Below are 14,133 nucleotides of genomic sequence, written 5' to 3'. Positions count from 1 at the left end.
GCTTAAAACCGCTACTTTTGCCTGATGGTTTTTAGCAGTTACACCAAAGAGTTTTCATATAATCTAAAATTAGCAACACCTGTGATTCTAGGTATGCTTGGGCATACCTTTGTCAGCTTTATAGACAATGTTATGGTGGGGCAATTGGGTGCCGCAGAATTAGCAGCTGTGTCTTTGGGTAATAGCTTTATTTTTATAGCCATGTCTATTGGTATTGGCTTTTCTACAGCCATCACACCTCTAGTTGCTGAGGCAGATGCTGAGGGTAATTTTGTTAAAGGAAAGTCTGCATTTAAGCACGGCCTTTTTCTCTGTACCGTTTTATCGCTCATCCTTTTTGGGCTATTGTTACTAGCCAAGCCTTTAATGTATATCATGGATCAACCCGAAGAAGTGGTGGTGTTGGCTTTACCTTATCTAGATTTAGTGGCCTTTTCTTTAGTGCCACTCATTATTTTTCAAGCCTTTAAACAGTTTAGTGATGGTTTATCCTTAACCAAATATCCCATGTATGCGACTATTTTAGCCAATGTGCTTAATGTTGCCATCAATTATGTATTGATTTTCGGGAAGTTTGGTTTTCCGCAAATGGGTATTGTTGGTGCAGCAGTTGGGACATTAGTTTCACGATTTGTCATGCTGTTTTATTTGTGGTTTTTGTTGTCAAAGAAAGAAAAATCAAGATTATATGTGACTGGCATAAAGCTTTTTACTCTAACTAAGCAAGCTTTAAAAAAGTTGACTAATTTAGGACTACCAAGTGCCATGCAAATGTTTTTTGAGGTTGGGATTTTTACAGCAGCTATTTGGTTAAGTGGTACTTTGGGTAGAAATGCACAAGCAGCAAATCAAATTGCCTTAAATTTATCATCAATGACCTTTATGGTAGCTATGGGATTGAGTGTGGCAGCTATGATTAGAGTTGGTAATCAAAAAGGGTTAAAAGACTTTAAAGCCTTAAAACGTATTGCAGAATCCATTTTCTTTTTAGGATTTCTATTTGCAGTTGTCTTTGCTTTAATCTTTGTAATATTTCATCAAGCTTTGCCTAATCTATATGTCGATTTAGATGATCCAGCAAATGCATTGGATACTGCTGAGGTTGTGAAAATAGCAGCGACCTTATTACTAGCGGCAGCAGTATTTCAGATTACGGACAGTCTCCAGGTTATTGTTTTAGGAGCACTTAGAGGCTTGCAAGACGTGTACATACCTACATTAATTACATTTGTTGCCTATTGGCTCATAGGTTTTCCTATGAGTTATTATTTGGGCCAAGCAGATGCTTATGGTAGCCTTGGTATTTGGTTGGGTTTACTGGCAGGTTTAAGTTCTGCGGCAATTTTATTATACATAAGGTTTGTATATTTGACAAAGCGTTTAATACTAAAAAACGAGACTAACTAAATGGAACTTCCAAAGTTTATATTAGGTGATAACACAGATTATCCAGATGCGATATTCATCATTCATACCGAATTTCCAAGATTTATTATCAATCTTGAAAATGATGAGGTGGAGTGGTTTGAAGAATTTGACCAGCATGATGAAAAAGAATTGGCTACAGAAACAGAAAACTACATTCGATTAGCCACAGAGTTTTACGATAGAGAAGTCGCACGATACGAAGACTAATGTTAGAACAGCTACTAGAATACGATAAAGCACTTTTTGTATTTCTCAATAGTTTAGGAAGCGAAACTTGGGATGGGTTTTGGCTATTAGTCACTAATAAGCTAACCTTTATCCCGTTTTATGCGGTGTTACTAGCATTGATTTATAAAAAATACGGTTGGCAAAAATTAGTAGTCTTTGCCATAGTTATTGCTGCTATGATAACATTTACTGATCAAATGACAAATGTTGTTAAGCGTTCAGTGTTACGTTTTAGACCCTGTGCTTGCTATGATATTATGGACTCCATACGATTTATTGCAGAACGTTGTAGTTCTAATCGTAGTTTCTTTTCTGGTCATGCCTCTAACTCAATGGCTGCAGCTGTTTTTGGAGGACTTATTTTGCGGCCATATTTTAAGAACCTAATATTTATACTACTCTTTTGGAGCGCAATGGTGGCTTATAGTAGAATATATGTCGGTGTACACTTTCCGATCGATATCATATGTGGCATGACTTTCGGAGCCATTTCTGGATATGGATTCTATAAGCTTTCAGGAGTTTTGGTGCAGCGTTATTTTAAAGGCTAAGACCTTTTATCTATGTGGTAATTAATATATTTTCGTTTCATCCATAGATACGCAAAGCAATCTGTAAGTGGCCCAAATATCCTATTTCTTAAGCCAAATTTAGTCTTACCAGCTACACGTGGAAAATGCTGAACAGGGACTTGCTTTATCCTTCCTTCTTGAAGTAATATCATGGCTGGTAAAAACCGATGTAGACCTTTAAACATAGGAATGCGTTTGGCGTAATCTGTATGTATTATTTTTAAAGGACAACCCGTGTCGTCCATACCATCTTTAGTAAAAGCGCGCCGTATAAAATTGGCAATTTTAGAAGACATGTTTTTTGTAAAACTATCTTTTCTATGGACTCTAACACCTGTAATTAATTGATAATCGTCAATATGCTCCAAAAGTAAATTAAAATCTTTAGGAGATGTTTGTAAATCCGAATCAACATAACCGATTAAGTCACTTTCTACGGCATCAAAACCAGCTTTTAAAGCTGCACTTAGACCTCGGTTTTTTTTCAGTGAGATAAAATTGAAAACATCGTTCCTTATGCATATGTCTTTGATAAGTTGAAAACTTTGATCAGTAGAGCCATCATTTACAAAAAGTATAGACGTTTTAGCAGAGGCGATTTTAAGGTAGTCTAGAATAGCCTCTTCAACCCGAAGAAGGTTTTCGGCTTCATTGTACACAGGAATAATGATGGTAAAGGAATAGTGCATAAGTTGTTATTAGTCAACATTTACAAAAGTATTGTTTTTACTTTACTTGATTTGCCATAGGTTTACTAGTAAAAAAGATGTTTATTTGTGTATCACTTTTTGTTTGATAAATGAAAATATTAATAACAGGAGCAGCTGGGTTTATAGGGTCGCATTGTGCAGAACGTTTATTGCAAATGGGACATGAGCTTGTTGGTGTGGATAATTTTTCAAGTTACTATAGTACCGATTTAAAGGCGAAAAATGCTGATGCAGTTAAAGCTATGGGCGGGAAGATGATAACTTTAGATTTACGAAATACTGAAGCTTTAGAAGTATTAGACACTGATTTCAATTATATTTTTCATTTTGCAGCACAACCAGGTTTATCTAAAACAGCAACCTACGAGGATTACTTTTCGAATAATGTGGAAGGCACAGCAAATCTGCTAAAATTTGCTGAAACAAGTAAGGATTTAAAGTTATTTGTAAATATAGGCACTTCTTCTATCTATGGCTTAGAAGCTACTTCCCCTGAAGATACTATCCCAAAGCCAGCCTCAGATTACGGTTTTACAAAGCAAATGGCCGAGCACTTAGTTTTAAGTAAGCAAAAAATAACCCTTGAGTTTAAAGCTTGTAGTTTAAGACTTTACTCAGTGATTGGACCAAGAGAACGTCCAGAAAAAATGTATACCAAATTGATTGATTTGGGCCTTAAAGGCGAACCATTCCCGCTATTTGAGGGTAGCGAAAAACATCTGAGAAGTTTTACGTATGTGGGCGATATTATTGATGGTGTTACCAGTGTAATTGGTAATGAAGATAAGGTTGATGGAGAAATTATCAATCTGGGAACAGAAGCAGAATATACCACGAAACAAGGTATAGAAGCTGTCGAAAAGGTGATTGGTAAATCCATTACACTTGAGATTAAACCAAAACGTGCTGGCGATCAATTGCGTACAAAAGCCAATATTGATAAAGCTAGAAAACTACTTGATTATAATCCACAAACAACATTACTAGAAAGTGTAGAAGCTCAAGTAAAATGGTTTAAGGCGAATTGTCTTTAATTTTTAAAGTCCTAACAAATACTCAGCGGCAGCAAAAGGTGTCGTTTTTCCAGATTCAATAAGCTCTATTTGTTGTTGCAATTCAGATTTTATTTTTGGTTTATTGTAGAAATTAGATTTTAGTCGTTCTTCAATAGTTTGTAGTAGCCAAAACTTGTTCTGCTCAGTACGATGCGTTTCAAAATAATTGCTGGATGTTGTTTCGGACATATAATTGCTAATCATATCCCAAATTTCAGAAATACCTTCATTATGCAACGCACTGCACAATGTTGTTTTTGGTGTCCAACCAGATGCTTTTTCAGGATAGAGATGTAAAGCTCTATTAAACTCTAACTTAGCAGATTTGGCGGCTTTTACATTCTCACCATCAGCTTTGTTAATCACAATAGCATCTGCCATTTCTATAATGCCGCGCTTTATTCCTTGAAGTTCGTCTCCAGCACCTGCCAATTTCAATAATAAAAAGAAATCAACCATGCTATGTACAGCAGTTTCGCTTTGTCCAACACCAACAGTTTCAATTAAAATAGTGTCAAAACCAGCGGCTTCACATAAAATAATAGTTTCGCGAGTTTTGCGTGCAACACCACCAAGAGAATCACCAGAAGGTGAAGGTCTAATAAACGCATTTTTGATTTTTACCAAATCTTCCATACGGGTTTTATCGCCTAAAATACTGCCTTTACTCAAAGAGCTACTAGGGTCCACAGCCAATACAGCAACTTTTTTATTGGTATTGGTAAGATGCTTACCTAAGGCTTCGATAAAAGTACTTTTTCCAACACCAGGAACTCCAGTAATACCAACTCTAATAGAATCATTCGCATAAGGCAAACATGCGGTTATAATTTTGTTCGCTTTTTCTGTATGCTTTGGATTTGTGCTTTCGATTAGTGTAATGGCACGGCTTAATGCTGTGATATCTCCATTAGTAATACCTTTTACTAAATCGTTTACAGAAGGTTGTTTTTGACGTCTAGACTTTATGGCTTTTGCAGAAACAGAACTCAAAGCATCTGGCGCTTTAATGCCATCTTTTTCTTTTAAGGCTGATGTTTTTTGTTTGTCAGATTTAGCCACTGTAAATGAATTATCGATTCTGCTCTATATTGCTAGAATCTTTAGTGTTAGATACTATTATAGGGATTTCTATTTTAGTGCTATCCCAAGCTAAGGTTAACTTTAAGTTTCCTGTTGTATTATCAAAAGCTATGGTAAATTTCTCTACAGTGGTATCTAGTTTTTCGGTAGGCACTTCTATTTCAATGACGTCATAATTAGGATCCCACATAGGCTCCATTTTTTCGTTAACGCCCCATTGGTATTGTCCTGAGTTGAACATTACTTTCCATGAATTTTCCATAGGTACAGTCCACAACGTATAATCACCTTTTGGCAAGAGCATGCCTTGTATGATTAAATCTCTATTGGTCGAAAAGGTAGTCGCTTCATTTGCTCCAGTTCTCCATACCTTGTTGTATGGTACCAAAGCACCAAAAATATCACGCTCGCGTTTTGAAGGTCTATTATATTGAACTTTACATTTTAAATCATTTAGCGTTATAGTTGCAGAATCTTTAGGGCTTAATCTTGGTGAAAAGATATTTTCTACAAAAACAGAATACAGTAATAAAGCAATAGCAGCAATGGATAGGAAAATGAGGATGCGTTTCAACATAAATTCTAAAGCGATAACAATTTTTAAAAAATAAAGATAATCGAAATCCCTAAATTTATAGACTAAGGAGATTTAATTTTAACGTAAATAAAATATTTTGAAGTTTTTTTCGATTTTTTGCAACACTCCATTTTTTGCATCGTCTTTAAGACAAACCAATCAAAAACAACCAATAATTAACCAAGAATGTTTCAAGTAGACATCATTGAAAAGTGTAGACGAAATGACCGAAAGGCACAGTTAAAGCTATACAACCAATATTGTGATGGTATGCTCATTGTTGCACAGCGTTTTGTTAAAAACACGATGGAAGCTGAGGATGTGGTACAAGAGTCATTTATAAAAGCGTTTACAAAATTAGAACAGTATAAAGCAGAAGTGACGTTTGGTGCTTGGTTAAAACGTATAGTAATTAATAAAAGTATAGACCTATTAAAGTCTCAAAAACAAAGACTAGTAGATATAGAAGATGTACAACTTAAGATTGTTGATGAAGATAACGATTGGTCTGTTGATAACAGAATTACTATTGATGAGGTTAAAGTTGCCATCCAGCAACTGCCTGAGAAATATAAATATGTTGTGATGCTATATTTAATTGAAGGTTATGACCATCAAGAAATTTCTGAAATATTAAACATCTCTGAAGTAGCATCAAGAACACAACTATCAAGAGGAAAAGGAAAATTAAAAGAATTATTAAACCAAAAGAAAAATGGGACAGAATCTTAAAGACCTATTTAAAAATCAGCCTAAAGATGAGAGTATAAAAATGTCTCAAGGTCATGAGGCTCGCTTTTTAGAAAAGCTAGATAAGGCATTACCGCAAGAGAAAAGGTCTAATCGCTTTGGATTTTTAAATATTGCAGCCAGTGTTATCGTCTTATTAGGATTGAGCTACGGTGCATTTCAGTTTTTTAATCAACCTGTAGACCCAATTGAGCCAACAGAAATCGTTAAGGATAATAAAATTAAGACTATGGGCGCATTCTCTCCAGAACTAAAAAAAGTAGAGGATTATTATTTGGCAAGTATCAATTTAGAATTGTCTAAAGTGAATTTAACACCAGATAACAAAGACTTAGTTGATGGTTATATAGGACGCCTTAAAGAGCTAAATATAGAATACGATAAGTTAACTCTAGAACTTAATGAAAACGGACCTAACGAAGAGACTTTAGACGCATTAATAGATAATCTCAAATTCAGACTTAATCTAGTAATGCGATTAAAAGAAAAATTACAAGAATTTAGTAATGACACTTTTGAAGAAGTAAGTATCTAATCATAATTATAAATCAAAAAACGAACAGTTTTAAAAACCAAAAAAAATGAATTTTTCAAAGAAAAATCACGAACACAAAAAAAGCAATAGAATTGCTGTGAGTAAAACTATTAGAATTTTAACCTTGTGCTTAATCACCACTATTGGGTTTGCACAGAAGAAACAAAACAAAACATCGCAGACGATTAACGTTAACAAAGATGTTGTGGTGGATTTAAACACTAACTATGTAGAAATCGAAATCGAAACTTGGGACAAAGATGTTGTAGAAGTTGAAGCCTACATTGAGAGTGATAAGTTATCTGAAGAAGAACTAAAAAAGTCTTTAAAAGCATGGAACCTAAACGTGGAAGCCTCTATGGATAATGTAGTTATCTCCTCAGAAGGCGGTAGACGATATGAGGTGTTTTCTAGTGGCTCTTATGATGAGATACTAAAAGATTTAGAATTTAATCTAGCGGATTTACCAGAGATGCCAGAATTACCTAAAATCAGAGTATTACCAAATATGGCAAATATGCCAAATTTGCCAGAGATGCCAGAGATGCCAGAGTTTCCTGAGCTTCCAGAGTTACCTGAAGGTGTAACTACCATTAAATTTGATTATGATAAATATCAAAAGGATGGTGAAAAGTATTTAGCTGAGTGGAGTAAGAAGTATGAAAAGAAAGGCGGTAAGGAGTTGCAAAAACGTATGGAAGAATGGGCAAAGAAATTTGCAGAATCTGGATACGAAGAAAAAATGGCTAAATGGGGAGAGGAATACGGCAAGCGTTTTGAAGGTCAATGGGCAAAAGATATGGAGAAATGGGGTGAAGAGTTTGGTGAAAAATTTGGTAAAGACATGGAAAAATGGGGCGAAGAGTTTGGAGAGAAATTTGGTAAAGAATGGGAAGAAAAAATGGAAGCTTGGGGAAAACGTTTTGAAAGACAAATGGAGAAAAAAGCGAAGGTTATGGAAAAGCGTGCCGAAGTTATGGAAAAAAGAGCAGTGGAGATGGAGAAGCGCCATGAGCAAAGAGCTAAAGAACGTGAGAAGCGCGTAAAAGAATTGGCTAAGCGTAGAGACAAAATGCAAAAAAGAAGAGAGTCAGTTTTTGTAAACCGATACGGAAAAGCAAACAGTCAAGTTAAGCGCGTGATAAAAATTAAGATGCCTAAGAAGGCTAAGCTAAAGCTTAATGTAAGACATGGAGAACTTAAGATAGCTTCTGCAGTACACAATGCAAAAGGTAATCTATCTCACGCAAATTTATTAGCAAAAGACATTGATGGAAGTGACACTTCCATCAATGTATCCTATTCTAGCGTTTTAGTTAATGATTGGAAAAATGGTACTCTGGGACTTAACTATGTAGATGATGCATTATTAAAAAATGTTCAGAATTTAACGCTAAACTCAAACTCATCTAAAGTTAATGTAGATTATTTATCTGGTAATAATATTATTGATGGTAGTTTTGATGAGTTAACTATACATAACATCTTAGACTCTTTTAATAATCTAAATATTATATTAGAAAATAGCGATGCTTGGGTAAAGTTGCCAAATGTAGATTATAGTTTAATGTTTAGAGGTGAACGCTCTAAATTTAATGATGAGGTTACAAAAAGCAAAACTGTTAATGGTAGCTCTGGTAAAACCATTGTATTAAATGCAAAATATAGTACTATAAGTACTAATTAGTCTTAGACCATTTCTCTTTCATATAGGATTTGGTCTAAGTTTAATCACAAATTCTATAGTATTTCTTTCCTGTTTTCCATAAAATTGATTTGTATTTTTATGGAAATTTTTAGTTTATGCCCACATCATCTTTCGAAAGTGTTTTACAATCTCTAGATGCTTTTCCGGTACTTGGACATGCTTATTTAAATCATGATTATGTACCGCTAGATTTGTCAGTAGATAATCTCGATTTACAATCTATAAATGTTTCATCTTCTCAAGATTTAGAAGCCTACATATGGAAGCATATGAAAACCCAAGACGCCAAAATAGCTTATGGCGGTTATCTCGAAAAGCGAGGCATTTATAACCGAAGCGAATATTTTAACCAAAATAATCCTGAAACCGAACGCAATATACATTTGGGTATAGACTTATGGATTGAAGCCAATGCACCAATTTATGCGCCCTTAGATGGTCAATTGCATAGTTTTAAAGACAATTCTGGTTTTGGTAATTATGGGCCAACACTCATTTTAGAGCATCAACTAAACGGTGTCAAATTCTACACACTTTACGGACATTTAAGTCATAATTCTTTAAATAAAAACACCGTAGGAGATAAGATTAATGAAGGTCAACAAATAGCTACTTTAGGAACAGCTGAAGTTAATGGTGATTATCCACCACATTTGCATTTCCAAATTATAAAGGATATACAAGGTAATTTAGGAGATTATCCAGGTGTTTGTAGTCAAGGAGAACTAGAGTATTATAAGAATAATTGCCCAGACCCTAATTTGTTGTTCTGATTGGAGTAAGTTTTGAGCTTGATTAAATATCAGTAAATAAAAGATTTTTGTGCTCTAAAATAAATTTTTCAAAATCTGATTCTTTATATGTTTTCCAATAATTAATATCATCTTTTATTTCTAATAAATTTAGTTCAGTGTCAGGATCAGAATCAATTCCGATTAGTATTAAAGGTAAATTAATAAAATTACGGGCTTCAGTAATTAATTTTTTGGCCCCTTCAAAAGATTGTATAGTATCTATTCTTCTAGCAAGATTCTTTACAGGGAGTATGAAAATACCGCAGTGATATGTGTCTAAGGAATATGCTAAGTTGAATTTATATAAATCTCTAAATGAAGATGCAATATTTCCAAATTCTACTTCAACAAAAATTTTGATATCATCTTCAGTTATTATAGCAAAGTCTCCTTTTTGAGAAGATTCTCTCGGAATTCTAGTATCAATGTAAGGTTGACTTTTCCATTCATTATTAACAAAGATGAAATCAATCATTTTATTTAGTAACCCTTGTTTTACATCGAAAGGAGGTCTTTTGAAGCCTTTGCAAATAGGAACTTTAATTGATTTTAGTCCATTTATTATTTCATCAAGTTCTTTAGCTTGATGTAAAATTTTATCTCCAAATCTATGTGCCCATACATTGGTAACTTTCATATCAATTATCTTTTCTTCAATAATAGCATAATTTAAACAAAAAATCCTGATGTTGTGGACATCAGGATTTTATAAATATGAGTTTTATTGTTAAATGTGGCTAGTGACTTAGTCTTCCACCAAAACCCATTCACCTTTATCAATTAAAGGAATGGCTTGTTTGTATTTAACTGTTTTGGCTTCACCACTCATTACGTGTTTTATTGTGACACGGTCGTTACGTCCAATTTTTGGTTGTTCTCTAACAATCGTTTCAACGACTTGTTGTTGACGACGAGAAGCACTTTCACCAACTGCACGATTTTGTGCTGCGCGCTCATCCATATTTTGGATTTCTTCTTTTTGCTCTGTTGTTTTTTCTTGGCGACGTGCTTTAGCCTCTTGAAGATTGTTTGCAGTGTCTTGAGGAATTTCGCCTTTAAATAAGAATGAAATTACATCCTTATTTACTTGGTCAATCATCACCTTAAACAGTTCAAAAGCTTCAAACTTATAGATCAATAGTGGGTCTTTTTGCTCGTGTACTGCTAATTGCACAGATTGTTTTAATTCGTCCATTTTACGCAAATGCGTTTTCCAGGCATCATCTACAATTGCTAGCGTAATGTTCTTTTCAAAATCATTGATAAGCTGTGTACCTTTTGATTGGTATGCTTTTTCAAGGTCTGTAACGACTTGTAGTGTTTTTGTGCCATCCGTGAATGGCACAACAATGCGTTTGAATTTATCACGTTGTGTATTGTATACATTCTCAATTACTGGGTATGCTAAATCTGCAGCACGTTGCATTTTATCTCTGTAGTGTGCAAAAGCTGTTTTGTAAATAACACCAGCGATTTCTTGAGCACCCATTTTTGCAAACTCAGTTTCTGTAATAGGAGACGCCATAGAAAAATAACGGATGAGTTCAAACTCAAAGTTCTTATAATCGTTAGCGTCTTTATTAGTATTTGCAATAATTTCTGATGTGTCAAAAATCATGTTGGCTAAGTCTACACGAAGCCTTACACCATCTAAAGCATGACGACGACGCTTGTAAACCACTTCACGTTGTGCATTCATAACATCATCATACTCTAATAAACGCTTACGAACACCAAATTGATTTTCTTCAACTTTTTTCTGTGCGCGTTCAATAGACTTTGATATCATGCTATGCTGGATAACTTCACCTTCTTTAAGGCCCATTTTATCCATCATCTTAGCAATACGCTCACTACCAAATAAGCGCATTAAATTATCTTCTAGAGATACGTAAAACTGAGAACTTCCTGGATCTCCTTGACGACCAGCACGACCACGTAATTGTCTGTCAACACGACGAGAATCGTGACGCTCAGTACCAACAATGGCTAAGCCACCAGCGGCTTTTACTTCATCAGATAATTTAATATCGGTACCACGACCAGCCATGTTTGTAGCAATAGTCACCTGACCAGCATTACCAGCTTGCGCAACAATATCTGCTTCACGCTTATGCTGCTTGGCATTAAGTACGTTATGCGAAATTTTACGCTGCGTTAATATTTTTCCTAATAATTCTGAGATATCTACAGAAGTTGTACCAATAAGAACTGGTCTTCCTTCTTGCGATAGTTTAGTAACCTCGTCAACAACAGCATTATATTTTTCGCGCTTAGTTTTATAAACCAAATCTTCTCTATCGTCACGCGCAATTGGTCTGTTGGTTGGAATCTCCACAACATCTAATTTGTAGATTTCCCAAAGCTCTCCTGCTTCTGTAACAGCAGTACCCGTCATACCAGATAATTTGCGGTACATACGGAAGTAATTTTGAAGCGTTACTGTAGCAAAAGTTTGCGTTGCATCTTCAATCTTTACATTTTCTTTGGCTTCAATGGCTTGGTGTAATCCATCTGAATAACGACGGCCATCCATAATACGACCAGTTTGCTCATCGACAATCATTACTTTATTGTCCATAACCACATACTGAGTGTCTTTTTCGAAAAGTGCATAAGCTTTTAGAAGCTGATTCAACGTGTGAATACGTTCTGACTTTACTGAGAAATCACGGAATAGTACTTCTTTTTCTGCGGCTTCTTCTTCTGATGATAAGCCTTTGTTTTCAATCTTTGCAATTTCAGTACCCATTTCTGGCATGACAAAGAAATTTGGGTCATCTTTTCCAGAAAGAAACTCAACACCTTTATCAGATAGCTCAACCTGATTGTTTTTTTCATCAATCACGTAATAGAGTTCTGCATCTACTTTTGGCATTTCTCTATTGTTGTCCTGCATGTAGAAGTTCTCAGTTTTCTGAAGTAATTGTTTGATACCTTCTTCACTTAAGAACTTTATTAATGCTTTATTTTTTGGAATACCTCTATACACTCGCAATAATTGGAAACCACCTTCTTTAGTGTCTCCAGCTGCAATTAACTTTTTAGCTTCTGCAAGGACTCCAACTAAATATTTACGTTGTACTTCTTCTATTTGTTGGACCTTAGGTTTTAAAACATCAAACTCATGCTCGTCACCTTTAGGAATAGGGCCAGAGATAATTAATGGGGTACGTGCATCATCAATTAATACAGAATCAACCTCATCGACAATAGCATAATGATGCGGGCGTTGTACCAAATCATCAGGCGAATGCGCCATATTATCACGTAAGTAATCGAAACCAAATTCGTTATTTGTTCCGTAAGTAATATCGGCGTTATAAGCTTTGCGACGTGCATCAGAGTTTGGTCTGTGATAATCAATACAATCGACACTTAAGCCATGGAACTGAAATAATGGCGCCATCCATGCACTGTCACGCTTTGCTAAGTAGTCATTTACAGTTACCAAGTGTACGCCACGACCAGCTAAGGCATTCAGGTAAACAGGTAATGTTGCAACCAGAGTTTTACCTTCACCAGTTTGCATTTCTGCAATTTTACCTTGATGCATGGCAATACCACCAATTAGCTGTACGTCATAATGAATCATATCCCAGGTTATAGGCTTCCCAGCTGCATCCCATGAGTTGGCCCAAAGTGCATTGTCGCCTTCAAGTGTTACATAATCGTTATCTCCAGAGATTTCTCTATCGTAAGCATTTGCTGTAACCTTAATTTCGGTATTGTTTACAAAACGTTTTGCAGTTTCTTTTACAACGGCAAAGGCTTCAGGTAAAATGTCGTTTAAGACGTCTTCGGTTGTTGTGTAGATTTCATCTTTGATATTATCAATTTCTTGATAGATATCTTCACGTTCATCAATATCTTCAGTAGCTTCTGCTTTTGCATTAAGTTCTTCAATACGTGCATTAAAAGGTGCGCGTGCATCATCAATTTTTGCTTTAAACTCTACTGTTTTTGCTCTTAATTCGTCATGAGATAAAGCTTCTAAAGATTGCTCATAGGCTTTAATTTTATCGACGATAGGCATTATCGACTTGACGTCTTGCTTGGATTTGTCTCCAACAAAAACTTTAAGTACTGAATCTAGTAATCCCATTTTGGTATTGTATGTTTATAAAAAGCTAACCGAAGTTGCTTTTGTATTAGTTTTTTATTTGACCTTTGAAAGGGTTTCAAATATACGGTTTGTATTAGGTTTTTCCGAAACCTTCTTAAACAAAAAAAGTCTCAATATCGTTAAAAACGAAAGAGACTTTTTTGATGTGTTTTTTATAGTATTAATATTCGTCCTCGTTCCAGAGGTAATCTTCGTCAGTTGGATAATCTGGCCAGATTTCTTCTATAGAGTCGTAAGAATCGCCTTCATCTTCTATAGCTTGTAAATTTTCTACAACTTCAAGAGGAGCTCCAGTTCTAATCGCGTAATCGATTAATTCATCTTTAGTTGCTGGCCAAGGTGCATCACTTAAATACGATGCTAATTCTAATGTCCAATACATTTGCTATTGCGTTTTAATTTTTGCAAAAATAATTTTTTAGTTTAAAAAGTCAAGAAAAAATTAAATTATTTAGCTCGTCAAATCAATTTTGTTAAAATTGTCTCGCTGTACATTTAGTTTTCAGTTTATACAATTGCTTAAACTTAATTGTAAATGTTTACCTAATAATAAAAAGAACGTATAAT

At 34.9% G+C, this 14,133-nt stretch carries 14 protein-coding genes; 8 read left to right on the top strand and 6 right to left on the bottom strand.

The genetic code is table 11. The annotated features are described in order from the left end of the window. Window positions 1-24: 24 nt before the first annotated feature. From IEV10_RS12020 to IEV10_RS12010, 3 genes are read left to right on the top strand one after another with little or no spacing between them, the layout of a single operon-like run. On the top strand, window positions 25-1,407 hold the full coding sequence (locus IEV10_RS12020) for an MATE family efflux transporter (RefSeq protein WP_188374972.1): 1,383 nt from the start codon (window positions 25-27) through the stop codon (window positions 1,405-1,407). Further along, entirely contained in the window at window positions 1,408-1,635 is a 228-nt protein-coding gene (locus tag IEV10_RS12015) for a DUF8828 family protein (RefSeq protein WP_073085759.1), read from the top strand. It begins immediately after the preceding gene. Then, a complete protein-coding gene (locus IEV10_RS12010) occupies window positions 1,635-2,207 on the top strand; it encodes a phosphatase PAP2 family protein (RefSeq protein WP_188374971.1) in 573 nt (190 codons plus the stop codon). The genes IEV10_RS12015 and IEV10_RS12010 overlap by 1 nt, the downstream gene beginning before the upstream one ends. Here IEV10_RS12010 and IEV10_RS12005 read toward each other — a convergent pair. Continuing rightward, the gene (locus tag IEV10_RS12005) at window positions 2,204-2,917 is read right to left on the bottom strand and encodes a glycosyltransferase family 2 protein (protein WP_188374970.1); all 714 of its coding nucleotides are present in this window, start codon (window positions 2,915-2,917) and stop codon (window positions 2,204-2,206) included. The genes IEV10_RS12010 and IEV10_RS12005 overlap by 4 nt on opposite strands. A 110-nt stretch (window positions 2,918-3,027) precedes the next feature. On the opposite strand from IEV10_RS12005, the gene IEV10_RS12000 reads away from it, so the two are divergent. Beyond that, on the top strand, window positions 3,028-3,972 hold the full coding sequence (locus IEV10_RS12000) for an NAD-dependent epimerase/dehydratase family protein (protein ID WP_188374969.1): 945 nt from the start codon (window positions 3,028-3,030) through the stop codon (window positions 3,970-3,972). Between the two features lie 3 nt (window positions 3,973-3,975). On the opposite strand, the gene meaB is transcribed toward IEV10_RS12000, so the two are convergent. Together meaB and IEV10_RS11990 are read right to left on the bottom strand one after the other, a co-directional pair. Further along, the gene (gene meaB / locus IEV10_RS11995; protein WP_188374968.1) at window positions 3,976-5,055 is read right to left on the bottom strand and encodes a methylmalonyl Co-A mutase-associated GTPase MeaB; all 1,080 of its coding nucleotides are present in this window, start codon (window positions 5,053-5,055) and stop codon (window positions 3,976-3,978) included. A 10-nt stretch (window positions 5,056-5,065) separates the two neighbouring features. Beyond that, on the bottom strand, window positions 5,066-5,653 hold the full coding sequence (locus tag IEV10_RS11990; RefSeq protein WP_188374967.1) for a DUF2911 domain-containing protein: 588 nt from the start codon (window positions 5,651-5,653) through the stop codon (window positions 5,066-5,068). A 186-nt stretch (window positions 5,654-5,839) separates the two neighbouring features. Here IEV10_RS11990 and IEV10_RS11985 point away from each other — a divergent pair, with 186 nt between their 5' ends. From IEV10_RS11985 to IEV10_RS11970, 4 genes are all read left to right on the top strand, one after another. After that, on the top strand, window positions 5,840-6,385 hold the full coding sequence (locus IEV10_RS11985) for an RNA polymerase sigma factor (RefSeq protein WP_188374966.1): 546 nt from the start codon (window positions 5,840-5,842) through the stop codon (window positions 6,383-6,385). After that, the gene (locus IEV10_RS11980; RefSeq protein ID WP_188374965.1) at window positions 6,369-6,938 is read left to right on the top strand and encodes a hypothetical protein; all 570 of its coding nucleotides are present in this window, start codon (window positions 6,369-6,371) and stop codon (window positions 6,936-6,938) included. Before IEV10_RS11985 ends, IEV10_RS11980 begins: the two co-directional genes overlap by 17 nt. Window positions 6,939-6,984: 46 nt before the next feature. Then, window positions 6,985-8,625 carry a hypothetical protein gene (locus IEV10_RS11975; RefSeq protein ID WP_188374964.1) on the top strand — a complete coding sequence of 547 codons (1,641 nt, stop codon included), beginning with the start codon at window positions 6,985-6,987 and terminating at the stop codon, window positions 8,623-8,625. A gap of 116 nt (window positions 8,626-8,741) precedes the next feature. Further along, entirely contained in the window at window positions 8,742-9,419 is a 678-nt protein-coding gene (locus IEV10_RS11970; protein ID WP_188374963.1) for a peptidoglycan DD-metalloendopeptidase family protein, read from the top strand. 22 nt (window positions 9,420-9,441) lie between these two features. On the opposite strand, the gene IEV10_RS11965 is transcribed toward IEV10_RS11970, so the two are convergent. The 3 genes from IEV10_RS11965 to IEV10_RS11955 all read right to left on the bottom strand — a co-directional run bounded on the left by IEV10_RS11965 (window position 9,442) and on the right by IEV10_RS11955 (window position 13,948). Further along, window positions 9,442-10,077 carry a BglII/BstYI family type II restriction endonuclease gene (locus IEV10_RS11965; RefSeq protein WP_188374962.1) on the bottom strand — a complete coding sequence of 212 codons (636 nt, stop codon included), beginning with the start codon at window positions 10,075-10,077 and terminating at the stop codon, window positions 9,442-9,444. A 108-nt stretch (window positions 10,078-10,185) separates the two neighbouring features. Then, on the bottom strand, window positions 10,186-13,545 hold the full coding sequence (secA, locus tag IEV10_RS11960; RefSeq protein WP_188374961.1) for a preprotein translocase subunit SecA: 3,360 nt from the start codon (window positions 13,543-13,545) through the stop codon (window positions 10,186-10,188). 181 nt (window positions 13,546-13,726) lie between these two features. Next, on the bottom strand, window positions 13,727-13,948 hold the full coding sequence (locus IEV10_RS11955; RefSeq protein WP_008272287.1) for a DUF2795 domain-containing protein: 222 nt from the start codon (window positions 13,946-13,948) through the stop codon (window positions 13,727-13,729). Window positions 13,949-14,133: the final 185 nt, after the last annotated feature.

The sequence above is a fragment of the Winogradskyella haliclonae genome (assembly GCF_014635865.1).
GTDB lineage: Bacteria > Bacteroidota > Bacteroidia > Flavobacteriales > Flavobacteriaceae > Winogradskyella > Winogradskyella haliclonae.
This window is presented reverse-complemented; position numbering and strand designations above follow the sequence as displayed.